The sequence below is a fragment of the Crenobacter sp. CS_VA4 genome, assembly GCF_055597485.1.
On the sequence record NZ_JBVMAE010000025.1, the window covers coordinates 18,879 to 45,533 of the forward strand.

Genomic DNA, 26,655 nt, shown 5'->3' on the forward strand with positions numbered 1-26,655 from the left:
CCTTTGGATGAAAAGCGGCGCTTAGCGCCGCGGCAATCGGGTCAGGGGGCGCTGTGCAGAACGCCCGGGTAATCGAGCACGAAACCGTGTTTGTCGGCGGTGATGACCGCGCTGAAGTCGCTGTCGAGGCTCTGGTAACGGTAGCGTGGCCGGCCGTCGTCGCCATCGTCCAAACGGCTGTACCGCTGGCGGCTGATGAACGGCTCGAGCGAGGGCAGGGGCAGAAACAGCACCGACAGCTCGGCCGACTCGCCGGGCGATAGCGCGAGGCGACGGATCGGCAGCGTGTTGGTCAGGCCGCTGTCCATCACGTCGATGTCGATGCAGGCGGCGAACTCGGGGCGGGCCTCGCCGCCGATCCGCCACACGCCGTCGGCGCCGCGCTCGATGACGAGGCGCTTGGAGTACGGTGCGGCCAGCGTCAGTTCGGCGCGGGTCAGCGTGCCGTCGGGGCCGGTGTCGAGCTGGTAGTCGAGCTCGACCGCTGCCTGACGCAGCGTGCTGGCACCGCGCCAGCCACGCCCGGAGCCGACGTCGGCAACGGCGAGCTCGCTGCCGTCGGAGCCATCGGCCAGCCAGTGGTAATGACGGGTGGTCGTCATCGGTGGCTCAGCGCTGCGCCAGCGGCACGAACACGCGGTCTTCCGGACCGGTGTAGTTGGCCGAAGGGCGGATGATCTTGCCGTCCTGGCGCTGTTCGATCACGTGCGCGCCCCAGCCGGCGGTGCGCGCGATCACGAACAGCGGGGTGAACAGCGCGGTCGGCACGCCCATCATGTGGTAGCTGACCGCGCTGAACCAGTCGAGGTTGGGGAACATCGCCTTGATCTCGTGCATCACCGCCTCGATCCGTTCGGCGATCTGGTACATCTTCAGGTCGCCGGCGCTTTGCGACAGCTGCTCGGCCACCGCCTTGATCACCTTGTTGCGCGGGTCGGCGATGGTGTAGACCGGGTGGCCGAAGCCGATGATCACTTCCTTGTTCTCGACGCGGCGGCGGATGTCGAGCTCGGCCTCGTCCGGGGTCTCGTAGCGCTGCTGGATCTCGAACGCGACCTCGTTGGCGCCGCCGTGCTTCGGGCCGCGCAAGGCGCCGATCGCGCCGGCGATGCTGCTGTAGACGTCCGAACCGGTGCCGGCGATCACCCGCGCGGCGAAGGTCGAGGCGTTGAATTCATGCTCGGCGTACAGATTGAGCGAGGTGTGCATCGCATGCACCCACTCCTGCGACGGCGCCTTGCCGTGCAGCAGGTGCAGCAGGTGGCCGCCGATGCTGTCGTCGTCGGTCTCGGTGTCGATGCGCTTGCCCGAGTGGCTGTAGTGGTACCAGTAGAGCAGCATCGAGCCCAGGCTCGCCAACAGGCGGTCGGTGATCTCGCGCGCGCCGGCCACCGGGTGTTCGTCCTTTTCCGGCAGCACGCAGCCGAGCGCCGACACGCCGGTGCGCATCACGTCCATCGGGTGCGCGGACGCCGGCAGCGTCTCGAGCACCGTCTTCACCTGCGCCGGCAGGCCACGCATGCCTTGCAGCCGGGCCTTGTAGCCGGAAAGTTCGGCGCGGGTCGGCAGGTGGCCGTGCACCAGCAGGTAGGCGATTTCCTCGAATTCACACTCGCCGGCAATGTCGAGGATGTCGTAGCCGCGGTAGTGCAGGTCGTTACCGCTGCGCCCGACGGTGCACAGCGCGGTATTGCCGGCGACCACGCCGGACAGCGCTACGGACTTTTTCGGTTTGAGCGGACTTGCCACGTCGTTCATGCCATTTCTCCCTTGTAGATCATGTCGGTAGATCAAGAAAAACACGGACTGCCAAACACAGTGGGGAGGTCGGCCGAAGGCGTCTTACCGGTTCGGCCAACCTTGTTTCGTTATCGTTGTTGTGACGGCGTTTCGCTGGCAAACAGCGCGTCGAGCTTGGCCTCGAAGGCGTGATAGCCGAGGTGCTGGTAGAGCTCGGCGCGGGTCTGCATGGTGTCGAGCACGTTGGCCTGGGTGCCGTCGCGGCGGATCGCGCCGTACACGTTCAGCGCGGCCTGGCTCATCGCGCGGAACGCCGACAGCGGGTACAGCACCATGCCGACGTTGGCCGAAGCGAGCTGTTCGGTGGTGAACAACGGCGTTGCACCGAATTCGGTGATGTTGGCGAGGATCGGTACCTTCACCGCCTCGGCGAAGCGCCGGTACATCGACAGCTCGGTCATCGCCTCGGGGAAGATCATGTCGGCGCCGGCCTCGACGCAGGCCACCGCGCGCTCGATCGCCGCGTCCAGTCCCTCGACCGCCAGCGCGTCGGTGCGCGCCATGATCACAAAGCTGTCGTCGCGGCGCGCGTCGACCGCCGCCTTGATGCGGTCGACCATTTCCGCTTGCGACACGATCGCCTTGTTCGGGCGGTGGCCGCAGCGCTTCGCCTGCACCTGGTCCTCGATATGCACCGCCGCGGCGCCGGCCTTTTCCACCGCGCGCACGGTGCGGGCGATGTTGAACGCGCCACCCCAGCCGGTGTCGATATCGACGAGGAGCGGCAGCTCGGTCACGTCGGTGATGCGGCGGATGTCGATCAGTACGTCTTCGGGCTGGGTGATGCCGAGGTCCGGAATGCCGCAGCTGGCCGCCGCGACGCCGCCGCCGGACAGGTACAGCGCCTGAAAGCCGCTGTGCTCGGCGAGCAGCGCGCTATAGGCGTTGATCGCGCCGACGATCTGCAGTGGCTGTTCCTGGGTAACGGCGGCGCGGAAGCGCTGGCCAGGGGAGGTGGTGTGAATCATCGAATGCTCCGTGGTGGGTTGGAGTAATTGCTCGTCATTCTAGCAAGCGCTTGGTTGTAATTGGAAGCCCCAGTCGCGTTCTTTTCGACAAGGGGAAGCTCTGCTAAGGTTCGGGCATCCGTCGCCGGCCGTCAGGCCTTGCGGCACGCTGGTCGCCAGGCCATGGCGTGCTGCTTGGTTTGGCGTAGAACCGGCGCTGACGGCGGGGGAACTCGGAACTCGCCGTGTGGTCTAGTCTGTGCCTGCCCAGTGATCTCACAACAATTAAGGGCCGGCGCATCAGGGAGCATTACAACGACATGAGTGATCGGGATATCGATCAACAGTTGGTGGAGCGTGCGCAACGAGGCGAAAAACGAGCTTTCGACCTGCTGGTCGCGAAGTATCAGCGTCGCCTCGGCCGTTTACTGTCCCGGTTCATCCGGGACGGTGCCGACATCGACGACGTCACCCAGGAAGCCTTTATCAAGGCTTATCGGGCGTTGCCGTCGTTTCGGGGTGAAAGTGCGTTCTATACCTGGCTGTACAGGATTGGCATTAACACCGCCAAGAATTTTCTGAGCGCAAGCGGGCGCCGCCCGGTAGTGGGCAGCGAGGTAATGGACGAAGACGGCGAGACCTACGACATGACGTCGCAGGTGCCCGACCTGAACACGCCCGAATCCGAGCTGATGAACAAGCAGATCCTGCAAACCGTCAACGCGGCAGTCGAAGCGTTGCCGGAGGAGTTGCGTACTGCCATTACCCTGCGGGAAATGGACGGCTTAAGTTACGAAGAGATAGCCAGCGTGATGAACTGCCCGATCGGCACCGTTCGATCGCGGATTTTTCGCGCACGAGAAGCCATTGCTGCAGAACTCAGGCCGTTGCTGGACACAGCGAAAAACAGAAGGTGGTAGGTATGAAGGAATCGGTATCCGCTTTGATGGATGGCGAACTCGACGGACATGAGGCCGCCAAGGTCGTCACAGCACTCGGTAGCGACGAGTCGCTGAAAGAGGTATGGGACAGTTATCACCTGATCGGGGACGCGATGCGCGCCAACACGATCCTGTCGGTAAGTGTCCGCCAACAGGTGGCAGAACGGTTGGCCGACGAGCCAACCGTTCTGGCACCGCGTCGCTGGTTCGGCCAAATCCGCACGCGCCAGCTCGGCGCCGCCGCGCTGGCCGCCAGTGTCACTTTCGCCGCGGTGGTGGCATGGCAGCAGTTGGGCAGTGCGGGGGCGCCGCATGCTGTGCTGGTCGCCGCCAACACGCCGGAAGTGCAGCAGGTGACGCCGGAGCGCGACGATCCCTATCTGATGGCCCATCAGGAAATGTCTTCCGACCCTAACGTGATGCGCGTTGCCCTGGGTAGCGGAGGTCGCCACTGATGCATCGCTTCAGCTGTATCACGGGCGGCGTGTTGCTCGGCGTCGCCCTGGTCGCGCATGCCGGCGACGACTGGCAGCCGCTGCGCAAGGCCGCGCAGGCCGGCCACCAACAGCCGCTCAGCGGAACCTATCTGCACCAGATGAGCGGCGCGCTGGAGACCTTCCGGGTGTACCGTGGCGTGATCGATAACCAACTGACCGAGCGGCGCGAGTCGCTCGACGGGTTGCCGCGCGAAATCGTGGTCCAAGGCAACGAGGTCACCTATTTCGCGCCGGATGCCCGCTCGCTGGCTGCAGCCCGGGTCAGCGCGCGGCGTCTGTTCCCGGCGATGCTGACGGACGATGTCGATAGCCTGGCGGCATCGTATTCAATCAAGCGCCTGGGTAGCGACCGGGTGGCGCGTCACGATTGCGACTGGTACCTACTCAAGCCGAACGACGGGCTGCGCTACAGCCAGCGTTTCTGTCTCGACACCGTCACCGGCCTGCCGCTGAAGACGGTGCTGCTGCCGCCGCGCAGCACCGAAGTGGCCGAGCAGTACACCTTCACGGACGTCGATCAGACGGCACCGAAGGACAGGTCCTTGTTCAAGCCCCGCTACAAGCTCAGCTACACCCAGCACGTCGGCGTCCAGCCGCCGGCCGCGTCGGCGCCGCAGATCGCGACGTCGGTCGACGTTGCCGGCCTGCCGACGGGCTTCAGGCTGCTGCGCGCGGTCGAACGCACCATGCCTAGCGGCGACAAGGCCCGTCACCTGATGTATACGGACGGGCTGGTGATGCTGTCGCTGTTCGTCGAGCCGCAGGCAGGCGACCCGCGTCCCGACCGCGCAGGCGTGGTGCAGGGGGCGCTGTCGATCGCTTCGCATAACGTCGACAATCTGCAGCTGACCCTGGTCGGCGACATGCCGGAGCAAAGCCTGGTCAGCCTGCTGCGCTCGATCAGGGTCAGCCTGAAATGATCGAAACCCAGGCGCGGGTGGTGCGGGTCGAACGCGGCCACGTCTGGGTCGAGCCGCGCCCACACACCCCGTGCGGGCAGTGCGACCCGGTGCACGGCTGCCGCTCGCTGTCGATCGCCCGGATGTTCAGCACCGGTGACCGGTCTTTTGAGGTCCGCAACCCGCTCGACGCCGCGGTCGGCGACTGGGTGACCGTGTCCATTCCCGAGCGGGGCATGCTGGGCAGCGCGCTCTTGATGTATCTTGTGCCGCTGGCCGGCCTGTTCGCCGGCGCCGCCCTCGGCGCGCTGGCTGGCGAGACCGTATCGGTGCTCGCCGGCCTGGCTGGTTTTGCCGCCGCGCTGCTCGCGGTGCGGCGCGCCTCGCGCGGCTTCGGTCAACGTTCGCTGTTTCAACCCGTCATCACCGAACGAATCGATGTCCTTGCCTTAACCCCGGAGAGACCATGCCGATCAAGAAGCTGATCGTAACCGCCGTTCTGGCATCCACCGTGGCGCTCGGCCCACAGGTGGCCGTCGCTGCGGTCGCTAGCCTTCCCGATTTTACCCAGCTGGTGCAGGACGAAGGCCGTGCCGTCGTCAACATCAGCACCAAGCAGACGGTCAAGGAGTCAGTGGCCGAGGTGCCCGATGAACTGGCCGGCGACCCGTTCTTCGAGTTCTTCCGCCGTTACGCGCCGCGCCAGCAGCGCGAGTTCCAGGCGATGTCGCTCGGCTCGGGCTTCATCATCTCCAAGGACGGCTATGTGCTGACCAACTCGCACGTGGTCGCCAAGGCCGACGAGATTACCGTCACGCTGACCGACAAGCGGGAGTACAAGGCCAAGCTGATCGGCTCGGATGCGCGCACCGACGTGGCGCTGTTGAAGATCAACGACGGCAACCTGCCGGTGGTGAGACTCGGTGACGCCAGCACCCTGAAGGTGGGCGAGTGGGTGGTGGCGATCGGCTCGCCGTTCGGCTTCGACAACTCGGTGACCGCCGGCATCGTCTCGGCCAAGGGCCGCAGCCTGCCGGATGAGAGCTACGTGCCATTCATCCAGACCGACGCCGCGGTCAACCCGGGCAACTCGGGCGGACCGCTGTTCAACCTGAACGGTCAGGTGGTCGGCATCAATTCGCAGATCTATAGCCGTTCGGGCGGTTTCATGGGCATCTCGTTCGCGATTCCGATCGACGTGGCGATGAACGTGGCCGACCAGCTCAAGAGCAAGGGCAAGGTCAGCCGCGGCCGCATCGGCGTGACCACCCAGGAGGTCAACAAGGCGCTAGCTGCCTCGTTCGGCCTGGCGCAGGCGAACGGCGCGCTGGTGACCAATGTCGAAAAAGGTGCCCCGGCCGACAAGGCCGGCCTGAAACCGGGCGACATCCTGCTGAAGGTCGACGGCCAGCCCATCCTGTCCGGCGCCGACCTGCAACGCGCGATCGGCGGCATCGCCCCGGGCAAGCCGGTGATGCTGGACGTGTGGCGCAACCGCGCCAGCCGCAGCGTCGTCGTCGTGGCCGAAGAACTGAAGGACGGCGATCCGAAGCTGGCCGCGCGCGAAACCAACCAGCCCAAGGCGGCTGAGCCGGCCGAGCAGACGATGAGCCAGGTCGGCCTGGTGGTCAGCGAACTGAACGCGCAGCTGCAGCGACGCCTCGGCGTGCCGTTCGGCCTGTTGGTGCAGCGTGCCAACCCGGCGGCGCAGCGCGCCGGCATCCAGCCAGGCGATGTGATCGTCGGCGTCGGCGGCGAGCAGCTGACCAACGCCAAGCAGCTGTTCAGCGCGATCAACAACGCCAAGAAGGGCAGTTCGGTCGCGTTGCAGATCATGCGTGAGGGTGGCGCGCTGTTCGTGGCGCTGCCGGTCGGGGAGAGCCAGTGACGCTGACCCTGTACTTTCGCGAGTACTGTAGCCTGTGCCATCACATGTTGGCCGAACTCGCGCCGTGGCAGGCGCGGTTCGGTTTTGCGCTGGACGTGATCGACGTCGATAGCGACCCGGTGCTGGAGGAACGCTTCAACGAACTGGTGCCGGTACTGATGGATGGCGAGACCGAAATCTGCCACTGGCACCTGAACACCGACAGCTTGGCTGCACATCTTGACGAAATCCGTTAAAATTCCCGCCATTACAGGACATGAAGGGCACGGTTTCGTGCCCTTAACTTTTGTGTGACCGCATGAACCACATTCGCAATTTCTCGATCATCGCTCATATCGACCACGGCAAATCGACGCTGGCCGACCGCTTTATTCAGTTCTGCGGCGGGCTCGAACTGCGTGAAATGAGCGCGCAGGTGCTTGACTCGATGGACATCGAGAAAGAGCGCGGCATCACCATCAAGGCGCAGACCGCGGCGCTGACCTACAAGGCGCGCGACGGTCAGGTCTACAACCTGAACCTGATCGACACCCCGGGCCACGTCGACTTCTCCTACGAAGTGTCGCGCTCGCTGTCCGCCTGCGAAGGCGCACTGTTGGTGGTCGACGCCTCGCAGGGCGTCGAGGCGCAGACCGTCGCCAACTGCTACACCGCGATCGACCTGGGCGTGGAAGTGGTGCCGGTGCTCAACAAGATCGACCTGCCGGCCGCCGAACCCGAGCGCGTCGCGCAGGAGATCGAGGACATCATCGGCATCGAGGCGACCGACGCGGTGCGCGCCTCGGCCAAGTCGGGCATCGGCATCGAGGACATCCTCGAGACCGTCATCGCCAAGATCCCGCCGCCGAAGGGCAACCCGGACGGCCCGCTCAAGGCGCTGATCGTCGACTCGTGGTTCGACAACTACGTCGGCGTGGTGATGCTGGTGCGAGTGATCGACGGCAGTCTCAAGCCGAAGGACAAGATCAAGTTCATGGCGACCGGCGCCGAGCACCTGTGCGAACAGGTCGGCGTGTTCACCCCGAAATCGGTGCAGCGCCCGAACCTGAACGCCGGCGAAGTGGGCTTCGTGATTGCCGGCATCAAGGAACTGAAGTCGGCCAAGGTCGGCGATACCATCACGCTTTCCACCAATCCGGCCGCCGAGCCGCTGCCTGGCTTCAAGGAGGTGCAATCCCAGGTCTTCGCCGGTCTCTACCCAGTGGAATCGCACGACTACGAGTCGCTGCGCGACGCGCTGGAAAAGCTGCAGCTGAACGACGCGGCGCTGAAGTACGAGCCGGAAGTGTCGCAGGCGCTGGGCTTCGGCTTCCGCTGCGGCTTCCTGGGCCTCTTGCACCTGGAGATCGTGCAGGAGCGTCTCGAGCGCGAGTTCGACATGGACCTGATCACCACCGCGCCGACGGTGGTGTACGAGGTGCTGATGAAGGACGGCACGCTGCTCGAGGTAGAGAACCCCTCCAAGCTGCCGGACCTGTCGAAGATCGACGAGATCCGCGAGCCGATCATCACCTCGACCATCCTGGTGCCGCAGGAATTCGTCGGCGCGGTGATGACGCTGTGCAATCAGAAGCGCGGCGTGCAGCGCAATATGCAGTACATGGGCCGTCAGGTGATGCTGACCTACGAGCTGCCGATGAACGAAGTGGTGATGGACTTCTTCGACAAGTTGAAATCCACCAGCCGCGGCTACGCCTCGCTCGACTACGAGTTCAAGGAATTCCAGACGGCCGATCTGGTCAAGCTCGATATCCTGGTCAACAGCGAGAAGGTCGACGCCTTGAGCCTGATCGTGCACCGCCAGACCTCGGTGTACCGCGGCCGTGCGCTGGCGGCGAAGATGCGCGAACTGATCCCGCGCCAGATGTTCGACATCGCGGTGCAGGCGGCGATCGGCAGCCAGATCATCGCGCGCGAAACGATCAAGGCGCTGCGCAAGAACGTGCTGGCCAAGTGCTACGGCGGCGACATCACCCGGAAGAAGAAGCTGCTCGAGAAGCAGAAAGCCGGTAAGAAACGGATGAAACAAGTCGGCAACGTGGAAATTCCGCAGACGGCCTTCCTGGCCATTCTGCAAGTGGGGGACAAATAAGTGGGCGAAAATCTGTTCTGGGTAGGGACGGCCGCGGCGGTGATCGGTCTGGTGCTGATCATGCTGGGCGGCAAGAAGCAGCCGGGCGCCAAGGACTATCCGGCGTCGATCCAGTGGGGCTACCTCGCGCTGGTGATCGGCGGCTTCGTCATGCTGTCCGACCTGATGAGCTTCAGCGCGGTGATGCTGATCTTCGTGGTGATCACCGGCATCGTCTGGGCGATCGACAAGTTCATGCTGGCCAAGAAGCGCGCCGCCGAAGGCCGCGAAGCCGGCCACTTCGTCGACTACTCGCGCGGCTTCTTCCCGGTGATCCTGGTGGTGTTCCTGCTGCGCTCCTTCCTGGTCGAGCCGTTCCAGATTCCGTCGAGCTCGATGCGCCCGGGCCTGGTGGTCGGCGACTTCATCCTGGTCAACAAGTTCACCTACGGCATCCGCGTGCCGGTGCTGAACAATGTGGTCGTGCCGATGGACAAGGTCGCGCGCGGCGACGTGGTGGTGTTCAACTTCCCGCCCAATCCGAAGGTCAACTACATCAAGCGCGTGATCGGTCTGGCCGGTGACACCGTCGAGTACCGCAAAAAGCGCCTGACGGTGAACGGCAAGCCGGTGGACACCGTCGACGACGGCAGCTACGACTACCTGGAACGCGGCCTCGCGATGATCCACAACCAGCAGTTCAAGGAAACGGTGGGCGGCAAGACCTACAAGACCCTGGACATCCCGGAATTCCCGCCGGTCTCGCTAGGCCAGGTGCAGGATTTTCCGTACCGCAACAACTGCAGCTATGATGATGGCGGGTTCACCTGCAAGGTGCCGGCCGGTCACTACTTCATGATGGGCGACAACCGCGACAACAGCCTGGATGGCCGCTACTGGGGCTTCGTCGACGACAAGCTGATGGTCGGCAAGGCCTTCCTGATCTGGATGAACTTCAGCGACTTCTCGCGCATCGGCACCCGAATCCATTGAGACGAATATTCTGATGAAAGCAACGACGATTCGCCGTCAGCAAGGTCTGACGGTCATTAATATGATGGTTGGCGTCATGGCGCTGGGCATTGTACTGGCCGGGCTGCTCAAGCTGGTCGGTGCATAGTGAGCTTCTGGGGGGCGCGCTGATGCGCGCCGTCCGCTGGGCTTAGTTCGGCCAAGCGAGACCACGGCTGGCAAGGGCCGGGCGCAGGATCAAACCATCCGTCCTGTGGCCGCAACCCTTGGCTTTTTGCCAACGTCGGTGGGCGATCGTTTTGATCGCCGGCCGGCTAACCGCTAGTACACCGTAAATACGTGAAAGACTTCAGCCGATTCCAGCGCCTGCAGACGGCGCTGGATTATTCATTCCGCCAGCCGGAACTGTTGCGTCAGGCGCTGACGCACCGCAGCTACGGCTCGCCCAACAACGAGCGCTTCGAGTTCGTCGGCGACAGCATCCTCAACTACACCGTGGCGCGGATGCTGTACGACGCCTTCCCGAAGCTGACCGAGGGCGAGTTGTCGCGCCTTAGGGCCAACCTGGTCAACCAGAACACCCTGGCCGAAATCGCCCAGCTCTTGAAGCTCGGCGACGACCTGTCCCTCGGCGAGGGCGAACTGAAAAGCGGCGGCTTCAACCGCCCGTCCATCCTCGCCGATGCGCTCGAGGCCACCTTCGCCGCGGTCAGCTTCGACGCCGACTTTGCCGAGGCCGAACAGGTGGTGCGCCGGTTGTTCGCCGAACGCGTTGCCACCATCGACCCGACCAAGCAGGCGAAGGACGCCAAGACCCGGCTGCAGGAGGCGCTGCAGGCGCGCCACTTCGCGCTGCCGAAATACCGCATCCTCGCCCAGACCGGCGAGGCGCACGAGCAGTGGTTCAAGGTCGAATGCGACCTGGGCGAACTGGCGATTGAAACCACCGGTGAGGGCGGCAGCCGCCGCGCCGCCGAACAACAGGCGGCCGAGGTCGCGCTAGAGCGCCTCGCCGCCCGTTACCCGCAGGGCAAGAAATGATGGACATGCATTACCACTGTGGCTTCGTTGCCATCGTCGGCCGGCCGAACGTCGGCAAGTCGACGCTGATGAACCACCTGATCGGCCAGAAGGTCAGCATCACCTCGAAAAAGGCGCAGACCACCCGGCACCGCGTCAACGGCATCCATACCGAAGCCTCCGCGCAGTTCATCTTCGTCGACACGCCGGGCTTCCAGACCTTTCACCGCAACGCGCTGAACGACGTGCTCAACCAGAGCGTCAAAGAAACCCTGTCCGACGTCGACTGTGTGCTGTTCGTGCTGGAAGCGAAACGGCTGACCGGCGCCGACCGCGAGGTGATCGCGCTGCTGCCGAAGCACCGTCCGGTGATCCTGGTGGTCAACAAGGTCGACAAGGTCAAGGACAAGGCCGAGCTGTTCGCCTTTATCGAAGAGTGCCAGGCCGAGTTCGCCTTTGCCGACGTCGAGGTGGTCAGCGCCAAGCACGGTCAGCGTCTGGCCGAACTGCTCGACAAGGTGCGCCCGCACCTGCCGGAATCGCCGCCGCTCTACCCGGAAGACATGGTCACCGACAAGAGCGAGCGCTTCCTCGCCACCGAAATCGTGCGCGAGAAGCTGTTCCGCTACCTCGGCGAAGAGCTGCCGTACGCGATGAACGTCGAGGTCGAGCTGTGGGAAGTGGACGGCGAGATGTACCGGATCCACATCGCCGTGCTGGTCGATCGCGAGAGCCAGAAGGGCATCCTGATCGGCAAGGGCGGCGAGAAGCTCAAGAAGATCTCCACTGAGGCGCGCCTCGACATGGAGCAGATGTTCGACCGTAAGGTCTACCTCAAGGTCTGGGGCAAGGTGAAGTCCGGCTGGGCCGACGACGTCCGTTTCCTCAAGGACTTCGGCCTGAGCTGAGCCGCTTCGGCCAACCTTGATCCGAGGTTGGCCGAATCCTGTGCCACCCCGTCTTTTTCTCCCATTCCTTTTCCTGCCATCCGATGAGCCAACCGGGCAAGATCGACCGCCAGCCGGGCTATGTGTTGATGTCGCAGCCGTGGCGCGAAACCAGCCTGCTGATCGAGGTGCTGACGCGCGATTACGGCCGGCTGACGCTGATCGCACGCAGCGCCCGTCGTCCGCAGTCGACGCTGCGCGGCGTGCTGATGCCGTTTGCGCCGCTGGAGCTGGCCTGGTTCGGCAAGACCGAACTGCGCACGCTGCATTCGGCCGACTGGCAGGGCGGGGTGGCGCAGCTGTCCGGCCTGACCCTGTTGTCCGGCTTCTACCTGAACGAGCTGGTGGTGAAGCTGACCGCCCGCGACGACCCGCATCCAGCACTCTACTTCGCCTATGATCGCGCGGTGCGCGCGCTCGGCGCCGGCGACGAGCTGTCCACCGTGCTGCGCCGCTTCGAGCTGGCCTTGCTCGCATCGCTCGGCTATACGCCGACGTTTGACCGCGACGTGTCCGGCCGGCCGATCGAGGCCGAGCAGGGTTATGTCTGTCAGGCCGACGGCTTGCCCGAGCCGCTCAACGAGCGTACCGTGATGGCCGAATCGGAAGTGGTGCCCGGCGCCGTGCTGCTGGCGCTGGCCGCCGACGATTTCAGCGAGCCGGCCACCCGCCGCGCCGCGCGCCGGCTGACCCGGCTGTGGCTCAACAAACAGTTATTCGACTGCCGCCTCGCCACCCGCGAGCTACTGCAGACGATCAGTGGCCTATCCGACTGACGCCTCCATCCTTGCGCAGCCTGGCCATCGTAAAACCGAAGGAACATTCCATGATTCTGTTAGGCGTCAACATCGACCACGTCGCCACGCTGCGCCAGGCGCGCGGCACCCGCTACCCGAGCCCGGTCGAGGCCGCTCTGGTGGCGGAAACCGCCGGCGCCGACCTGATCACCCTGCACCTGCGCGAAGACCGCCGCCACATCCAGGACGACGACGTCTGGGCGATGAAGCAGGTGATCAAGACCCGGATGAACCTGGAAATGGCGCTGACCGAGGAAATGCTCGCCAATGCCCTTAAGGTGCAGCCGGAAGACGTCTGCCTGGTGCCGGAAAAGCGTGAAGAGCTGACCACCGAGGGCGGCCTCGACGTGATCCGCTACTTCGAGCAGGTGCGCGATTTCACCCGCGCCCTGTGTGACGCCGGCATCCGCGTGTCACTGTTCATCGACCCGGACCATGCGCAGATCGAGGCGGCACGCGACGCCGGTGCCGGGGTGATCGAGCTGCACACCGGCCGCTACGCCGACGCCCACACCGCCGCCGAGCGCGACGCCGAGCTGGTACGCATCACCGAGGCGGCGGTGTTCGGCGCGCACATCGGCCACGTGGTCAACGCCGGCCACGGCCTGTCCTATCACAACGTCAAGCCGGTCACCGCGATCAACGAGATCGCCGAGCTGAACATCGGCCACGCCATCGTGAGCCACGCGCTGTTTGTCGGCTTCCCGCAGGCGGTGCGCGAGATGAAGCAGCTGATGCTCGAGGGCCGGCGCGACGCGCTGCGTTAAGCGGAACAGGGCATGATCTACGGCATCGGCACCGATATCGCGCGGATCGCTCGCTTCGGCCAACTGGTCGAGCGGCACGGCAGCGATGTAGCGGCACGGCGCATCCTGGCGGTCGACGAGCTGGCCGACTACGCCGCGGCGCCCGACCCGGCGCGTTTCCTCGCCAAGCGCTTTGCCGCCAAGGAAGCACTCGGCAAGGCGCTCGGCACCGGCATCCGCGCGCCGGTGCTGCTGACCGCGATCACGGTGACCAAGGATGCGCTCGGCAAACCGGGCTTTGCGCTGGCCGAACCCTTGCAGCAATGGTTGGCCGAACACGGCGTCGGCCGCTTGCACCTGTCGATCAGCGACGAGAGCGAGCATGCGCTGGCGTTCGTGGTGGCCGAAACGGATTGATTTTTTTTGCCACAGAAAACGAGCCGAAGGCGAAGTTTCTGCGAAGCTAAAAATACAGACAAAACTATCGGCAAAGGCCGATGAGCAAGGGAAGAGCTTTCTTTCCGTGGCTTCTGTGGGCAAAAACGAATTGGAACTTCCCCCATGACAAACACTCTGCACCTGCCGCGCGGCCCGTTGATGGTCGATGTCGCGGGCCTCACCCTGACTGACGCCGAGCGCGAGCGCCTGCGCCACCCGCTGGTCGGCGGGGTGATCCTGTTCCGCCGCAACTTCCAGGACGTCGAGCAGCTGCGCGCACTGACCGCCGAAATTCACGCCTTGCGTAGCCCGGCGTTGTTAATCGCCGCCGACCACGAGGGTGGCCGGGTGCAGCGCTTCCTCTATGGTTTCACCCGCCTGCCGCCGATGCGCGTGCTCGGCGACATCTGGGCCGACAGTCCGGATCAGGCCAAGGTCCTGGCCGAAACGGTCGGCTACGTGCTGGCCGCCGAGCTGCGCGCCTGCGGCGTCGACCTGTCGTTTACGCCGGTGCTCGACCTCGACTGGGAGCGCTGCGCGGTGATCGGCAACCGCAGCTTCCACCGCGACCCGTACATCGTCAGCGAACTGGCGCAGGCGCTGCAGAAGGGCTTGGCACGCGGCGGCATGGCCACCTGCGGCAAGCACTTCCCCGGCCATGGCTGGGTGGAAGGTGACAGCCACCACGAGATACCGGTCGACCCGCGCACGCTCGACCAGCTGCGCGCCGACGACCTGGTGCCGTTCGCCAAGTTGGCCCAAAGCGGCCTGACCTCGGTAATGCCGGCACACGTGGTCTACCCGGAAGTAGACGGCCAGCCGGCCGGCTTCTCGCACCGCTGGCTGCAGGAGATCCTGCGCGGCGAGCTGCGCTACGACGGGGTGATCTTCTCCGACGACCTGTGCATGGAAGGGGCGGCCGGTGTCGGCGGCATCACCGCGCGCGCCGAGGCGGCGTTTGTCGCCGGCTGCGACATGGCGCTGGTCTGCAACCGGCCGGACCTCGCCGACCAGGTACTCACCGAATTGAGCGCGCCGACGCCGCCGAAGTTGGCCGAACGCCTGGCGCGAATGGCCGGCAAGGGCAAGGTCGCCGACTGGCAGCAGATGGTCGGCAGTGCCGAGTTCGCCCAGGCGCAGGCGGTGGTGCGTGCGCTGGCGATGCCGCCGGACGCCTTGAGCGGCCCGGCCGTCGGCGAGGCGCACTGAGGTTGCGCTTCGGCGCATCCTGACGGGCCTGTTTCTCGGAGGCGCGCTGCTGGCCGGCTCGATGCAGGCCTACGCCCCCGCCTTGGTGATACTCGTCCACAGGTGTGCCGCCGCGAGCGAGCGAAACGGCGCATAGCGTTCGAGGAGCCGCTCGGCCTCCACCTGATCCAGGCGCTCCGGGCTAGCGGTCAGCGTCGTCAGCGCATTGCGTACCGCGACATCGCCATGCAGCGAGCAATCCGCCATCCCCAGGCCCCGTAGCAGCGTGTAGTGCGCCGTCCACGGGCCGATACCCTTTATGGCAGTCAGTTTATGGCTGGCGGTGGCGATGTCCTCGCCGATCAGCTTATTGAGGCAAAGGGCACCCTCCGCGACCAGGTGCGCCACCCGTACCAGCGTCTCGCTCTTGGCGCGGCTGAACTTGAGCCGGCCCAGCTCGTCCGGGCTCACTTCGGCCAACTGCTCGGCCTCCGGGTAACACCACAAACCGCTCGAGTGCAGCCGCCCGGCGCGTTCGATCAGACGGCGGCGCAGGCTGATCGCCAAGGCCAGATTGATCTGCTGGCCGGTGATGGCCCAGGTCAAGGCTTCAAACGGCGTGGCTGCCTGCGGAATGCGTAGACCGCGTTGGGCCGCGATCACCGGCCCCAACACCGGGTCATCGCCGAAGCGGGACTCGAAGTGCTCCGGCTCGAGGTGCAGCCCCAGCATCCGCTCGACGATGGTGGCGAGTGCCGGAATCGGCACCGCGTCTTGCCCGCCATCGCTATCGAAGCGGCAGTTTGCCGCCGTCTCGGTAAGCTCGATGGTCAGGACTCCGGGACGGCCCTGTAGAATCAGCCCTTTCTCGATGCGCTGGCCGGTGACGCGTTCTGCGGTGTGCAGGGTGTCCCGGCCGTGAAAGGCGAGCACCTCTTGGCGGCGAAACGAGCGGGGAAGGGCGACGGTAAAACCGGGCACGATGGATGACCTCGCGGCAGATGGGCTAGCTGCCCAGTGTTGCCGATCCTGCCCTCCGCTTCAATCCGATTCTTGCGCAGCGGGCAAACGCACCGCGGGCCTTAGGCGAGATCTGCGCAGGGCTAGACCTTTCCCCAGCAAAAAGCCACGGCAGGCCGTGGCTTTTTGCATGGTGGTGCCGGCTGAAGCGGGTAGTGTCGTTGCCAAAAACCAATGAAACGATCGTGCTCGCCGGCGCTGCTGCAGGCAGAACCCGTCGTACGGCAAGGCAGGAGTGGGGGGCGCAAAGAAAGAGCCTCGCGGGGAGGCTCTTCGTTTCGCGCAGCCTGACACGGATGCGTCCGCCGACGCGCTAGAGCTGGCTCATGCCACCGTCGATGACGATCTCGGTGCCGACGATGAAGGCCGATTCGGCCGACGCCAGGTGCAGCACGGTCACGGCCACTTCCTCGGGCTTGCCGAATCGCCCGAGCGGCACCTGTGCCAGGATCTGGGCGGCCGTGGCGTCCAGCGTGGCGGCATCGAGCCCCAGCTTGCCGTACAACGGGGTGTGGATAGGGCCGGGGCTGACGACGTTGACCCGCACGCCCTGCGGCAGCAGTTCGGCCGACAAGGTCTTGGCCAGCGAGATCAGCGCCGCCTTGCTCGCCGCGTACACCGACGAGTTCGGCATGCCGATGTGGGCGTTGATCGAGCCGTTGAGCACGATGGATGCACCCGGGTTGAGTAGCGATTGCAGCGCCTGGATCTGGAAGAAGGCGCCCTTGACGTTGGCGTTGAAGCTGTCGTCCCAGAGGGCTTCGCTGACGTCGGCGAGGGCGGCAAACTTGGCCATGCCGGCATTGATGAAGACGGCATCGAGCCGGATGTCGCGTTCGGCCAACGTTGCCGCCAGGGCGTGGGCGGCGCCCGGCGCGCCGGTTTCATTGCGGATGGCCAGCGCGGACTCGCCCAGCGTGGCCTGGGCCTGTTCCAGCGCGGCGGCGTCGCGGCCGGTGATGACGACGCGGGCACCCTCGGCGGCGAAGGCCTGGGCGGTGGCGAGGCCGATACCGCTGGTGCCGCCGGTGATCAAGATGGTTTTGTCGATGAAGCGTTGCATGGTGTTCTCCAAAGGGTTGCGGTGTAGGACCGTGCTTTCATCATCGTTGCATCGCAGTCGAAAGACATGTCACGTTCTCGCTGCCAATGTTCGATGCGGTTGCATATCTTGGCCGTGAGCGGCTCAACTGATCCAAAAGAATAAAGTCTGTCACGAGGCAATGAAGTCTGACATGCCTTTGGCATGACGGGCTGCGTGATCCAGTAAAACAAATGAGGCCCATGAGGCCTCATATTTTGGTGCGCGTTAACCGGTGCTCAGTCGTCTACTGATCGGTCATACAACGGCAGCTTGCCTTGGGGGGGGGCCGCTTATCGGGTGCGGATTCAACCGGTGGATGGATGAGTCCGATCCTGAGCAGAAACCGGACACTGGATTCTCAGTGTCGTCTACGGATTTTCTCAGACAAGTAGTTTCTGATTGTTTCCATCGATGCCTCCGATACGGTTTGCCCAAGACTTCACCCTTTGGTTTTTTGACCCGAGTCGGAGACACGAGCTTTTGCGATAGCTACGGACAAAGTGTTAACGGGGAGGCACAAGGCTGCAGTCAGAAGTGCCAAGCCCATATGGCACAGGTAGACGGCATTGAAGTCGGCACGTTGCAAACCGGCGCTGCCAAGCAGTAGCACAGTGAGGGCGACACCCATGACTGAACCAATTTGTCGTATCGCCTGATTAATGGCACCGCCTACGGCGTAATGGCTGGAGGGTAAGTGGCTGACCGCAGCCCCCGACAGCGATGGCAACACCATGCCCACGCCTAGGCCACTGAACAGCATGCCTGGTAGCCAGTCGGTCAGATACGCGGGCTTAGTACCAGGCACCAACAAGAACCACAGTGCACTGGCGGCGTAGACCAGACCTCCCACTACCAGCAGCGGACGGTGACCATGCCGACTCGCTATTCGGCCCGACATCGCTGCAACCGGAATCACCAGCAGCGGTCCGGGGGCCATCGCCAAGCCCGCCAGTGGCAGCGAATAGTGCCAGATCGACTTCATGTAAAAAAAGAAGGCGAAAAGCATCATCGAGAACGCGATGCCGAAGCTCAACGTTGCGAGATTGACGTAACGGTATGTGGCGTTGCGAAACAAACCCAAGTCCACCAGTGGCGCTGTGGTAACCCGAGCCCAGGCGACAAATCCGAGGACGCACACTAGCCCAATGCCTGCAACACCCAGCAACTCATGGCGTGACCAGGCAAGCGACTCAGCTTGCACGATAGACAGCGCCAGTGCGCCGATACCGACGATCAGCAAGCTCATGCCTACCAGATCCAGTGGACGCCCCTCGGTAGACTGCTTCATTTCCGGCAGCAATGTTGCACCGCGCCAGATGGCAAGAATGCCCATCGGCACATTCAGGTAGAACGCCCACTGCCACCCGAGCGATGCGATCACGAATGCCCCCAGGCTGGGACCGACTGCTGCCGCCAGACCACCAACCGCGCCCCATAGGCTGACAGCCACAGCACGTTTGCTTGTCGGGAACGCCGCTAGCACGAGTGAGAGTGATGCGGGAGTCAGCAATGCAGCACCAATGGCCTGCAGTACTCTGGCCGCGACAAGCCACCCCACACTGACCGCCAAGCCACAGGCAACAGAAGCCACCAGAAACAGTGCAACACCAACGAGAAATACCTTCTTGCGCCCATGCTTGTCTGCCAATCCGCCGGCGGGGATCAGCATCGCGGCATAGGCCACGGTGTAGGCATTGAGTACCCACGAGAGGTCTGCCGCAGTTGCCTGCGGGAAACCTGCCCGCAAGGCACTGAAGGCTGCGAACAGTATGGTGCCGTCCATGGAAACAAGAAACACAGCCACGCTGGCCACCCAGAACACCGGCCAAGGTGAGGCGGTGCTGGGGGACATGCTTGGCAGAGCCTGTTCCATGCTGGCGCGCGAGGACATGATGGTTTTGGTGTCTGAGTCTGTCATGAGGCTCTTCTGGTCATTTGGTTCGCTCGGTCCCTCAGCGCCAAGCTCGTTGAGGTGCTTGCCACTGTGAGAAGGTCGGGATCGATTCACACCAATCCAAACGTTTTCCTTAGGCCCTTCTCGACCGGGCCAGCGGGCATGAAGCGGCGCAACTTGGCCAGAAGAGAGGCCTCGCCCTTGGGCGTATGGCGCATCTTCCAAACGTCCAACGCGGCATCAACAATCGTGGAGGCGACTCCATCGGGATTGGGTGCTTTTTGGACATTGTTTTGAATGGCCTGGGAAACGACGCCGAGCTCTACGTCGTAGTCGGAGATTCTGGAAGCCGTCTGTGGCGCATTGATATCCAGGTTGGTTTTGGTAAAAGAGGGTTCGACCAGCGCTACGCGAATGCCGAATTGGCGTACCTCGTGATCCAGGGTCTCGGACAGCCCTTCAACGGCATGCTTGGACGCCGAATAGAGCGCCATGTACGGCGCAGGCAGAAAACCCAGCACCGAACTGACGTTGACGATGCGGCCGGAACGCTGCGCGCGCATGTGCGGCAGCACCGCCTTGATCGTGCGCAAGAGGCCGAAGAGGTTGGTGTCGAACAGTGTCTGGGCTTCGGCAATCGATGTTTCTTCCATCGCACCGAGCAGGGTTACGCCCGCACTGTTGACCAGCACGTCGATGCGCTTGGCTTGATCGATGATGATCTGGATGCCACGTTGAATTGACGCTTCGTCACGGATGTCCATCTCGATGAGAGTGACACCAGGTATTGCCTGGGCTTTTGCCGTATTGCGCACCGTGCCAAATACGCGGCAGCCCCGCTGGGCGAACTTCTCTGCGGTGGCTCGTCCGATACCAGACGACACACCTGTGATGACGACAACAGTCGAACTTTTCATGGGATTTCCGTTTCGATATAGAAAGATAGCGATTGCGCAACTCAGGACAGGCCGCCTTGGCGGCCCATCTTCACACCGGTTCTTCCGCCAAAGCTCGGCTGACGCTGGCGGGCCGGATCTTGAACCAGATGGAATACATTGCCGGCAGGAATACCAGGGTCAGGATCGTCCCGGCGAAGGTGCCGCCGATCAGTGTGTAAGCAAGCGTTCCCCAGAACACCGAATGGGTCAGCGGGATGAACGCCAGGATCGCCGCCAGTGCAGTCAGGATCACCGGCCGCGCACGCTGCACGGTCGCTTCGACCACTGCACGGAATGGATCTAGCCCAGCCTTTTCGTTTTCACGGATCTGTCCGATCAAGATCAGCGTGTTGCGCATCAGGATGCCCGACAGTGCAATCAGGCCGACCAGCGCATTGATGCCGAAGGGCTGCTGGAACAGCAGCAACGTCGGCACCACACCGATCAGCCCCAGCGGGCTGGTGAGGAAGACCATCACCATTCCTGCGATTGAACGCACTTGCAAGATGATGATGAGCAGGGTGATGGCGAGCATGATCGGGAAGATCGGCAGCATCGCCACCGTGGCCTTGCCCGATTCCTCGATGGATCCCGCTTCTACGATGTGATAGCCACTGGGCAGCTTTGCCATGATCGGCTGGAGTTGCTTGGTAATGGCCGTTGACACGTCCGGTGGCTGCAAGCCTTCGGCAATATCGCCCCGCACAGTGATCGTCGGCATGCGGTCGCGCCGGCGCATGATTGGCTCTTCCATGCGCACCTCAACCTTGCCCACCTGCGACAGCGGGATACGCTGCCCATGGGCGCCTGCCAGCGTGAAATCGCCAATCTTGGCCGGGTCGAGCCGGACATTACCGGCCGAGCGTGCGACGACCTGCACCGTGCGAATGTCCTCGCGTACAGCGGTGACGGGCACCCCGGTCAGCAGGAATTGCAGTTGTTGTGCCACGGCGCTGGAGGTCAGACCCACCGCCTGCAACCGGTCTTGCTGCAAGGTGAAGTGCAGCGTGGGTACACGTACTCCCCAATCCGTGTTGACTGTGCGCATCAGCGGGCTGGCATCCATGACCTGCTGCACTTCGGTCGCTACCTTGCGCAACACCTCCGGATCGGGGCCGGTGACCCGGTAGGCCACCGGGAATGGCGAATAGGGGCCAAATACGAGTTGGGTGACGCGCAAGCGTGCCTCGGGGGCCAGACCGTCGGCGATGGCCTGTCTCAGTCGGTATTTCAGTGCTTCACGCTCATCCTGGTTATCCGTTCGCACGACAACCTTTGCAAACGACGGATCAGGTAGTTCCGGTCCCACTGAGAAGAAAAAGCGTGGCGCACCCTGGCCGACGTAGGCGGTGACGATCCTGGCTTCCTTCTGCTTGGCCAGCCAGGCCTCCACCTTCGCGGTGGCTGCACTGGTTTGCGTGATCGACGTGCCATAGGGCATCTGCACCTCGACCAACACTTCAGGCCGGTCAGAAATCGGGAAGAACTGTTTCTTGACCACAGCCATGCCAAGCACCGACACAACAAAAAGGCCGATCACCGAGCCGGCGACGATCCACTTGCGGGCAATGATGCGCCCCAGCAGTTGACGGAAGCGGTTGTAGCGTGGCGTGTCGTAGATCCCCTCGTGACCGCCTTCGACCTTCTTGAAGTCGGGCAACAGCTTGACGCCCAGGTAGGGGGTGAACACCACCGCGACCACCCACGAGGCGATCAGGGCGATGCCAACGATCCAGAACATATTGCTTGTGTACTCACCCGCCGTGGATCGGGCGAAGCCATTGGGCATGAAGCCAACTGCCGTGACCAGCGTGCCCGAAAGCATTGGTGCTGCGGTGTGGCTCCAGGCATAGGCCGAAGCGGCGATCCGGTTGTAGCCTTCTTCCATCTTCACTACCATCATTTCGATGGCGATAATGGCATCGTCCACCAGCAGGCCCAGCGCCAGGATCAGCGATCCCAGCGTGATGCGGTCGAAGTTCTTTCCGGTTGCCAGCATCACGGCAAAGACGACGGCTAGCGTCAACGGTACGGCCGCGGCAACTACGACGCCCACGCGCCAGCCCATGCTCACAAAGCTCACCAGCATGACTACCAGCACCGCGGCGAAGAACTTGATCATGAACTCATCGACCGCCGAGCTGATGTTGACGGCTTGGTCGGTCACTTTAGTCAGGCTCATGCCCAGCGGTTGCTCTGCGTTGATCGCGCCGACTTCGCTATCCAGCGCCTTACCCAAGTCGAGCCCGTTCCAGCCGTCGCGCATGACGACGCCCAGCAACAGCGCCGGCTCGCCACCGTTACGGATCATGAACGTCGCTGGGTCTTCGTACCCGCGCTTGACTGTGGCAATGTCCGACAGCTTCAGTGTGCGGCCTTGCGCCACCACCGGCGTATCTCGGATTTTCTGCAGTTGGTCGAAGGCACCATCCAGGCGGATGAATACCTGCGGTCCCTTGGTTTCCACTGAGCCGGCGGGCGTCAGTACATTTTGGCTATTGAGGGCGGCAAACACGTCCAGCGGGCTGATGCCCAGTGTGGCCAAGCGATCATGCGAGAACTCGATAAAGATCCGCTCGGCCTGTTCGCCAACGATATTGACTTTCTTCACACCAGGCACATGCAGCAGACGCTGGCGCAGCGTTTCCGCATCGCGAACAAGCACGCGCTGTGGTTCACCCTTGGCCTTGAGTGCAAACAAGGCGAAGGTCACATCAGAATATTCATCATTCAGAAATGGACCAATCACGCCAGAAGGAAGATTTTGTACTTCATCTCCAATTTTCTTCCGTGCCTGATAGAACTCTTCTTTCACTTCCGGCGGAGGGGTGCTATCCAGCAAGGTCAGCGTGGTAAAAGCCAGTCCAGGACGGGTGTAGGTCTCGCTACGGTCATACCAACGCAGCTCCTGCAGACGCTTCTCGATCTTCTCGGCCACCTGATCTTGCATCTCCTGCGCGGTAGCGCCGGGCCAGGCGGTAACGATGGTCATCACCTTGATCGTGAATGAGGGGTCCTCGGCACGACCCAGCTTGAAGAAGGACATTACCCCCGCCAGCGAGATCAATAGAATCAGGAATAGCGTAACGGCACGTTCGCGTACAGCGAGTGCCGATAGGTTGAAACGGCCTTCGCTCACGGCTTGACTCCTTCTGCTGCAGTGGCGACGGCTTGGTCAGCCACCCGGATCTGCTCGCCTTCGCGTAGCAGGTGCGCGCCAAGCGCGACGATCCGGTCGCCTTGCTTGATCTGGCCGGCGATGCGCGCGCCATCGTCACCCAGGTGCAGGACAGTGACCGGCCGCCAGGAAACCTTAGCCGGCTTACCATCGATCACCCATACTCCCGGCCCTTTGCCTGCGTCGGACAGCGCGCCGATTGGCACCTGCATGCCGCCGTTCACTGCAGCACGGCCGTCCGGAATCCGGACGGTCACCGTGGCACCCAACGGGGCATCGGCCAATTCGCCATCCAGCACATAGTGTGCTTCGAAGGTGCGGGTAAGTCGGTCTGCAGTATCGGACAGCTGACGAAGTTTGGCCGGAACGCTGACGTCTTCCTTGCCGAACAGCGTGGCTTGCCCGATGGAACCGACTGCAGGGCGCAGGGTTTCTGGCAACTGGATGACGGCCTCGCGGCGACCGGCGTGAGCTAGACGCACCACGATCTGTCCCGCGTTGACGACTTGGCCGGGCTCGGCCAGCGTTTCCATGACCACCCCATCGCCATCCGCCACCAGCTCCGCATAGCGGCTTGCATTGCGGGCCACGTCGGCCTGCGCTTCAGCTGCGCTGAGCTGGGCTTTGGCGGCATCAGCCGCCGCTTTGATCTGGTCGTAGGCGGAAGCAGAAATCGCACCGGTTCCACGCAGGTCACGGTAACGGGCTTCGTCCTGCGCCGCCTGCTGTGCCCGTGCTCGCGCTGCGGCAACCGCCTCCTGTTGTGCATTGGCGGCAAGCCGCAGATCGACCGGGTCGATCCGCATCAGCGGCTGGCCGCGTTTGACGGTTTGCCCAGCGTCCACCAGGCGCTCTAGCACCTTGCCGGAGACCCGGAAGCCGAGATCGCTCTGTACCCGGGCGGCTATGGTGCCAGTAAATGAACGTGATTCAGGGATGGTTGCCTGAACAATGGCGGTACGCACAAGCGGTGTGCTGGTACGTGGGTCGGATTGTGTTTTTTCGCCGCAAGCGACCAAGGCAAACGGCAAAGCACAAATGACTGTAGAGATAGCAAGGCGATGCCGAAGCATGAAAGTCCCTTTGACGAAGTGATCGGGACTTTCAGTATTGTTCTTGTGACCAATTTAGTCAATGGTCACAACTCGTCTGTATCATCACGGCGACAGGCTGCGCAGCACCAGGCTGGAAAGTTGCGCGGGTGCCTCCTCGGTGTTCTCGAAGTTGTATTGCAACAGCAGCGGGTGCAGATAAGGGCGCATCACCAGGTAAATCGCTTTGGCGGTTTCATCAAGCGGTGTCTTGCGCTCAAAGTCCCCGCTCAGTCGCCCCTGCTGCACGATGTCTTGTAGCAAGCCCTGAATGCGCTCTTCGTAGGCGACCGTCGCCTGCCAGCGTTCACCGGCAGCAGAGGCGGCGATCTCATAGAGTTTACGATCTTGGAAAAACAGCCGAAGGCTTGACTCTACAATGGTTTTAAACATCCGCCGCAGTTTCTCTGGCGGTCGTTCCACTGCGTCTACCGCTGTTCTGACATCGTTCTCAATCTCGCGTAGACAGTTAGCACAAATCATCTCGCCGATGGCTTGCTTGGACTCGAAGAACTTGTAGATATAGGCCTTGGAAAAACCAATAGCCTTGGCGAGGTCAGACACAGTGGTCTTCTCGTAGCCATAGAGGCTGAAGTGCTCGGTGGCGGCTGCGACGATTTGACCGCGTACTTCGTGGTCGGCCGGGCCGCGGGCGACTGCGGGGGATGTGTGTGTATTCTTCATGGGCAGTAGCTTACAGACGCGCTCAAAAATTGACAACAAGTGACCAATATGTATTATGGTCACTATAGTCCATCTTGATTCGGAGCCTGCCCGTGCTAGCTAAACGCCCTCTTGCCTTGCTCATCGCCGCCGGTCTGTTGACCGGCTGTGCCGTTGGTCCCGATTATGCCCGGCCCAACATGCCGATGCCTGAACGGTATCTGGGCGCTGCCTCAGTGGAACAGCGGCATGCGTCAACCAGTGCCGACCTGGCTGCATGGTGGACGGGGTTCGGTGATCCGCAACTGAGTCGATACGTCATGCTGGCGTTGGAACAGAATCTCGATCTCGCGCAGGCATCCGCTCGTGTCGTTCAAGCGCGGGCGGGCCTGGGGGCGGCCAATGCCGCATTGCTGCCTGCTGGCAATGTCAGCGGCCAAGCTGCCAGAGCCTACCAATCCGTTGAAACGCCCTTGGGGCAAGTCTTGAATTCGAAACCAGGATTCGACCGTTATGGCAATGCCTACGAGGCCGATCTCGGTGCCAGCTGGGAACTGGACTTGTTTGGTGGCTTGCGCCGTGGACGAGAAGCGGCGCTGGCCGAGTATCAGGCTTCGGAAGCCGGTGCCACTGCCACACGCTTGGCGGTAGCGGCCCAGACCGCCGACATTTATATCAGCATCCGCGGATTGCAAACCCGCTTGGAGGTGGCCCGGAGACAGGTGCAGAAACAGCAGGAGCTGTTTAAGACCATCCAGCTGCTATATAGCAAGGGTTTGGCGGCCGAACTGCAGGTGAACCAGGCCGAAGGGGCGCTTGCCCAGGTCCAGTCCTCCGTTCCAGTCCTCGAAACGGGGCTGGACGCGGCCATGAACGCATTGGATGTGATGCTGGGTTCGTCACCCGGCACGCATCGCGCCGAGCTGGCCGAAGTTGGTGCCATCCCTGTCGCCCCACGCATTGGCACCACCGGATCGCCGGGCGAGTTGCTTCGGCGCCGGCCTGACCTGATCGTGGCCGAGCGCCGATTGGCTGCATCGAATGCACGTATTGGCGTTGCCATTGCCGAGTATTACCCCAAGCTCTCGCTGAGCGGGCTGATCGGCAGTGCGACGGCAGTGTCCGCCGGTAATCTGTTCACTAGTGGTGCCAGCCAGGCCACCGGCGTGCTGGGGCTGCGCTGGCGTCTGTTCGATTTTGGGCGCATCAACGCGCAGATCGACCAAGCAAAGGGCCAGGAGGCAGAGAGGTTGGCCGCGTATCGGCTTGCCGTGCTACAGGCAACCGAGGACGTGGAAAACGCTTTCTCGGCCTTGGTCAAACGCGAAGAACAGGCAGCAGCCCTTGCCAAAGGTGTGGGCTCGCTTGGCCGCGCCCAGTCGGCCTCGTTTGCCGCCTATCAAAAGGGTGTCGTCAGCCTGATCGAGGTGCTGCAAGCCGATGAAAGTTTGCTCCGTGCCTCCGACGCGCAAGCACAGGCGCAAGCAGAATCAGCACGCGCAGCGGTCGCAGCCTTCAAGGCGCTTGGCGGTGGTTGGCAGCCCCGCGCACCCGAATTGCAGGCAATCAAGTAGCAACAGGTGCGAGTCCGGACTCCTGAGCAAACCTGCCATTGTGAACCTCTCTACTCATTGGT

25 protein-coding genes are annotated in these 26,655 nt (G+C 63.1%); 15 read left to right on the forward strand and 10 right to left on the reverse strand.

Going from position 1 to position 26,655, the window contains the following annotated elements:
- Positions 1-41: 41 nt before the first annotated feature.
- The 3 genes from ACZ2IA_RS18180 to prpB all read right to left on the reverse strand — a co-directional run bounded on the left by ACZ2IA_RS18180 (position 42) and on the right by prpB (position 2,768).
- On the reverse strand, positions 42-602 hold the full coding sequence (locus ACZ2IA_RS18180) for a putative glycolipid-binding domain-containing protein (RefSeq protein ID WP_470294008.1): 561 nt from the start codon (positions 600-602) through the stop codon (positions 42-44).
- 7 nt (positions 603-609) lie between these two features.
- A complete protein-coding gene (gene prpC, locus ACZ2IA_RS18185) occupies positions 610-1,758 on the reverse strand; it encodes a bifunctional 2-methylcitrate synthase/citrate synthase (RefSeq protein WP_470294009.1) in 1,149 nt (382 codons plus the stop codon).
- A 110-nt stretch (positions 1,759-1,868) separates the two neighbouring features.
- Complete coding sequence (prpB, locus tag ACZ2IA_RS18190; RefSeq protein WP_470294010.1) at positions 1,869-2,768, reverse strand: methylisocitrate lyase; 900 nt, start codon at positions 2,766-2,768, stop codon at positions 1,869-1,871.
- Between the two features lie 299 nt (positions 2,769-3,067).
- Here prpB and rpoE point away from each other — a divergent pair, with 299 nt between their 5' ends.
- From rpoE to nagZ, 14 genes are all read left to right on the forward strand, one after another.
- Positions 3,068-3,667 (forward strand): RNA polymerase sigma factor RpoE, encoded by a 600-nt coding sequence (rpoE, locus tag ACZ2IA_RS18195; RefSeq protein WP_470294041.1) that lies wholly within the window; start codon positions 3,068-3,070, stop codon positions 3,665-3,667.
- 2 nt (positions 3,668-3,669) lie between these two features.
- The gene (locus ACZ2IA_RS18200) at positions 3,670-4,143 is read left to right on the forward strand and encodes a sigma-E factor negative regulatory protein (protein ID WP_470294011.1); all 474 of its coding nucleotides are present in this window, start codon (positions 3,670-3,672) and stop codon (positions 4,141-4,143) included.
- Entirely contained in the window at positions 4,143-5,105 is a 963-nt protein-coding gene (locus tag ACZ2IA_RS18205; RefSeq protein ID WP_470294012.1) for a MucB/RseB C-terminal domain-containing protein, read from the forward strand. Before ACZ2IA_RS18200 ends, ACZ2IA_RS18205 begins: the two co-directional genes overlap by 1 nt.
- Complete coding sequence (locus ACZ2IA_RS18210) at positions 5,102-5,569, forward strand: SoxR reducing system RseC family protein (protein ID WP_470294013.1); 468 nt, start codon at positions 5,102-5,104, stop codon at positions 5,567-5,569. Before ACZ2IA_RS18205 ends, ACZ2IA_RS18210 begins: the two co-directional genes overlap by 4 nt.
- Entirely contained in the window at positions 5,551-6,972 is a 1,422-nt protein-coding gene (locus tag ACZ2IA_RS18215; RefSeq protein ID WP_470294014.1) for a DegQ family serine endoprotease, read from the forward strand. Before ACZ2IA_RS18210 ends, ACZ2IA_RS18215 begins: the two co-directional genes overlap by 19 nt.
- Entirely contained in the window at positions 6,969-7,208 is a 240-nt protein-coding gene (locus tag ACZ2IA_RS18220) for a glutaredoxin family protein (protein ID WP_470294015.1), read from the forward strand. The genes ACZ2IA_RS18215 and ACZ2IA_RS18220 overlap by 4 nt, the downstream gene beginning before the upstream one ends.
- Before the next feature lie 62 nt (positions 7,209-7,270).
- The gene (gene lepA, locus ACZ2IA_RS18225) at positions 7,271-9,064 is read left to right on the forward strand and encodes a translation elongation factor 4 (RefSeq protein WP_470294016.1); all 1,794 of its coding nucleotides are present in this window, start codon (positions 7,271-7,273) and stop codon (positions 9,062-9,064) included.
- Positions 9,065-10,036, forward strand: coding sequence for a signal peptidase I (lepB, locus tag ACZ2IA_RS18230; RefSeq protein WP_470294017.1), 972 nt, complete (start codon positions 9,065-9,067; stop codon positions 10,034-10,036).
- Positions 10,037-10,354: 318 nt separating this feature from the next.
- The gene (rnc, locus tag ACZ2IA_RS18235; RefSeq protein WP_470294018.1) at positions 10,355-11,056 is read left to right on the forward strand and encodes a ribonuclease III; all 702 of its coding nucleotides are present in this window, start codon (positions 10,355-10,357) and stop codon (positions 11,054-11,056) included.
- On the forward strand, positions 11,053-11,943 hold the full coding sequence (gene era / locus ACZ2IA_RS18240) for a GTPase Era (protein ID WP_470294019.1): 891 nt from the start codon (positions 11,053-11,055) through the stop codon (positions 11,941-11,943). Before rnc ends, era begins: the two co-directional genes overlap by 4 nt.
- Before the next feature lie 83 nt (positions 11,944-12,026).
- The gene (recO, locus tag ACZ2IA_RS18245; protein WP_470294020.1) at positions 12,027-12,758 is read left to right on the forward strand and encodes a DNA repair protein RecO; all 732 of its coding nucleotides are present in this window, start codon (positions 12,027-12,029) and stop codon (positions 12,756-12,758) included.
- A 53-nt stretch (positions 12,759-12,811) separates the two neighbouring features.
- Positions 12,812-13,546 carry a pyridoxine 5'-phosphate synthase gene (gene pdxJ / locus ACZ2IA_RS18250; RefSeq protein WP_470294042.1) on the forward strand — a complete coding sequence of 245 codons (735 nt, stop codon included), beginning with the start codon at positions 12,812-12,814 and terminating at the stop codon, positions 13,544-13,546.
- A 12-nt stretch (positions 13,547-13,558) separates the two neighbouring features.
- Positions 13,559-13,942: a holo-ACP synthase gene (gene acpS, locus ACZ2IA_RS18255; RefSeq protein ID WP_470294021.1), complete on the forward strand. Its 384-nt coding sequence runs from the start codon at positions 13,559-13,561 to the stop codon at positions 13,940-13,942.
- 144 nt (positions 13,943-14,086) lie between these two features.
- Positions 14,087-15,172 (forward strand): beta-N-acetylhexosaminidase, encoded by a 1,086-nt coding sequence (gene nagZ, locus ACZ2IA_RS18260; RefSeq protein WP_470294022.1) that lies wholly within the window; start codon positions 14,087-14,089, stop codon positions 15,170-15,172.
- A 69-nt stretch (positions 15,173-15,241) separates the two neighbouring features.
- Here the strand turns inward: nagZ and ACZ2IA_RS18265 are convergent, their stop codons facing one another.
- The 7 genes from ACZ2IA_RS18265 to ACZ2IA_RS18295 all read right to left on the reverse strand — a co-directional run bounded on the left by ACZ2IA_RS18265 (position 15,242) and on the right by ACZ2IA_RS18295 (position 25,040).
- Positions 15,242-16,132: a DNA-3-methyladenine glycosylase family protein gene (locus tag ACZ2IA_RS18265; RefSeq protein WP_470294023.1), complete on the reverse strand. Its 891-nt coding sequence runs from the start codon at positions 16,130-16,132 to the stop codon at positions 15,242-15,244.
- Between the two features lie 352 nt (positions 16,133-16,484).
- Positions 16,485-17,234: an SDR family oxidoreductase gene (locus ACZ2IA_RS18270; protein WP_470294024.1), complete on the reverse strand. Its 750-nt coding sequence runs from the start codon at positions 17,232-17,234 to the stop codon at positions 16,485-16,487.
- A 460-nt stretch (positions 17,235-17,694) separates the two neighbouring features.
- Positions 17,695-19,173: a DHA2 family efflux MFS transporter permease subunit gene (locus tag ACZ2IA_RS18275; protein ID WP_470294025.1), complete on the reverse strand. Its 1,479-nt coding sequence runs from the start codon at positions 19,171-19,173 to the stop codon at positions 17,695-17,697.
- Positions 19,174-19,259: 86 nt separating this feature from the next.
- A complete protein-coding gene (locus tag ACZ2IA_RS18280; RefSeq protein ID WP_470294026.1) occupies positions 19,260-20,066 on the reverse strand; it encodes an oxidoreductase in 807 nt (268 codons plus the stop codon).
- A gap of 70 nt (positions 20,067-20,136) precedes the next feature.
- Entirely contained in the window at positions 20,137-23,226 is a 3,090-nt protein-coding gene (locus ACZ2IA_RS18285) for an efflux RND transporter permease subunit (RefSeq protein ID WP_470294027.1), read from the reverse strand.
- Positions 23,223-24,230: an efflux RND transporter periplasmic adaptor subunit gene (locus ACZ2IA_RS18290; RefSeq protein WP_470294028.1), complete on the reverse strand. Its 1,008-nt coding sequence runs from the start codon at positions 24,228-24,230 to the stop codon at positions 23,223-23,225. Before ACZ2IA_RS18290 ends, ACZ2IA_RS18285 begins: the two co-directional genes overlap by 4 nt.
- A 192-nt stretch (positions 24,231-24,422) precedes the next feature.
- A complete protein-coding gene (locus ACZ2IA_RS18295; RefSeq protein WP_470294029.1) occupies positions 24,423-25,040 on the reverse strand; it encodes a TetR/AcrR family transcriptional regulator in 618 nt (205 codons plus the stop codon).
- A gap of 92 nt (positions 25,041-25,132) precedes the next feature.
- Here ACZ2IA_RS18295 and ACZ2IA_RS18300 point away from each other — a divergent pair, with 92 nt between their 5' ends.
- The gene (locus tag ACZ2IA_RS18300) at positions 25,133-26,593 is read left to right on the forward strand and encodes an efflux transporter outer membrane subunit (protein WP_470294030.1); all 1,461 of its coding nucleotides are present in this window, start codon (positions 25,133-25,135) and stop codon (positions 26,591-26,593) included.
- Positions 26,594-26,655: the final 62 nt, after the last annotated feature.

What these genes read in the sequence shown, in the direction of transcription:
- ACZ2IA_RS18180 (WP_470294008.1), bottom strand. Translation starts at nt 602, where the DNA reads ATGACGACCACCCGTCATTACCACTGGCTGGCCGATGGCTCCGACGGC.
- prpC (WP_470294009.1), bottom strand. Translation starts at nt 1,758, where the DNA reads ATGAACGACGTGGCAAGTCCGCTCAAACCGAAAAAGTCCGTAGCGCTG.
- prpB (WP_470294010.1), bottom strand. Translation starts at nt 2,768, where the DNA reads ATGATTCACACCACCTCCCCTGGCCAGCGCTTCCGCGCCGCCGTTACC.
- rpoE (WP_470294041.1), top strand. Translation starts at nt 3,068, where the DNA reads ATGAGTGATCGGGATATCGATCAACAGTTGGTGGAGCGTGCGCAACGA.
- ACZ2IA_RS18200 (WP_470294011.1), top strand. Translation starts at nt 3,670, where the DNA reads ATGAAGGAATCGGTATCCGCTTTGATGGATGGCGAACTCGACGGACAT.
- ACZ2IA_RS18205 (WP_470294012.1), top strand. Translation starts at nt 4,143, where the DNA reads ATGCATCGCTTCAGCTGTATCACGGGCGGCGTGTTGCTCGGCGTCGCC.
- ACZ2IA_RS18210 (WP_470294013.1), top strand. Translation starts at nt 5,102, where the DNA reads ATGATCGAAACCCAGGCGCGGGTGGTGCGGGTCGAACGCGGCCACGTC.
- ACZ2IA_RS18215 (WP_470294014.1), top strand. Translation starts at nt 5,551, where the DNA reads ATGCCGATCAAGAAGCTGATCGTAACCGCCGTTCTGGCATCCACCGTG.
- lepA (WP_470294016.1), top strand. Translation starts at nt 7,271, where the DNA reads ATGAACCACATTCGCAATTTCTCGATCATCGCTCATATCGACCACGGC.
- era (WP_470294019.1), top strand. Translation starts at nt 11,053, where the DNA reads ATGATGGACATGCATTACCACTGTGGCTTCGTTGCCATCGTCGGCCGG.
- recO (WP_470294020.1), top strand. Translation starts at nt 12,027, where the DNA reads ATGAGCCAACCGGGCAAGATCGACCGCCAGCCGGGCTATGTGTTGATG.
- acpS (WP_470294021.1), top strand. Translation starts at nt 13,559, where the DNA reads ATGATCTACGGCATCGGCACCGATATCGCGCGGATCGCTCGCTTCGGC.
- nagZ (WP_470294022.1), top strand. Translation starts at nt 14,087, where the DNA reads ATGACAAACACTCTGCACCTGCCGCGCGGCCCGTTGATGGTCGATGTC.
- ACZ2IA_RS18270 (WP_470294024.1), bottom strand. Translation starts at nt 17,234, where the DNA reads ATGCAACGCTTCATCGACAAAACCATCTTGATCACCGGCGGCACCAGC.
- ACZ2IA_RS18275 (WP_470294025.1), bottom strand. Translation starts at nt 19,173, where the DNA reads ATGACAGACTCAGACACCAAAACCATCATGTCCTCGCGCGCCAGCATG.
- ACZ2IA_RS18280 (WP_470294026.1), bottom strand. Translation starts at nt 20,066, where the DNA reads ATGAAAAGTTCGACTGTTGTCGTCATCACAGGTGTGTCGTCTGGTATC.
- ACZ2IA_RS18295 (WP_470294029.1), bottom strand. Translation starts at nt 25,040, where the DNA reads ATGAAGAATACACACACATCCCCCGCAGTCGCCCGCGGCCCGGCCGAC.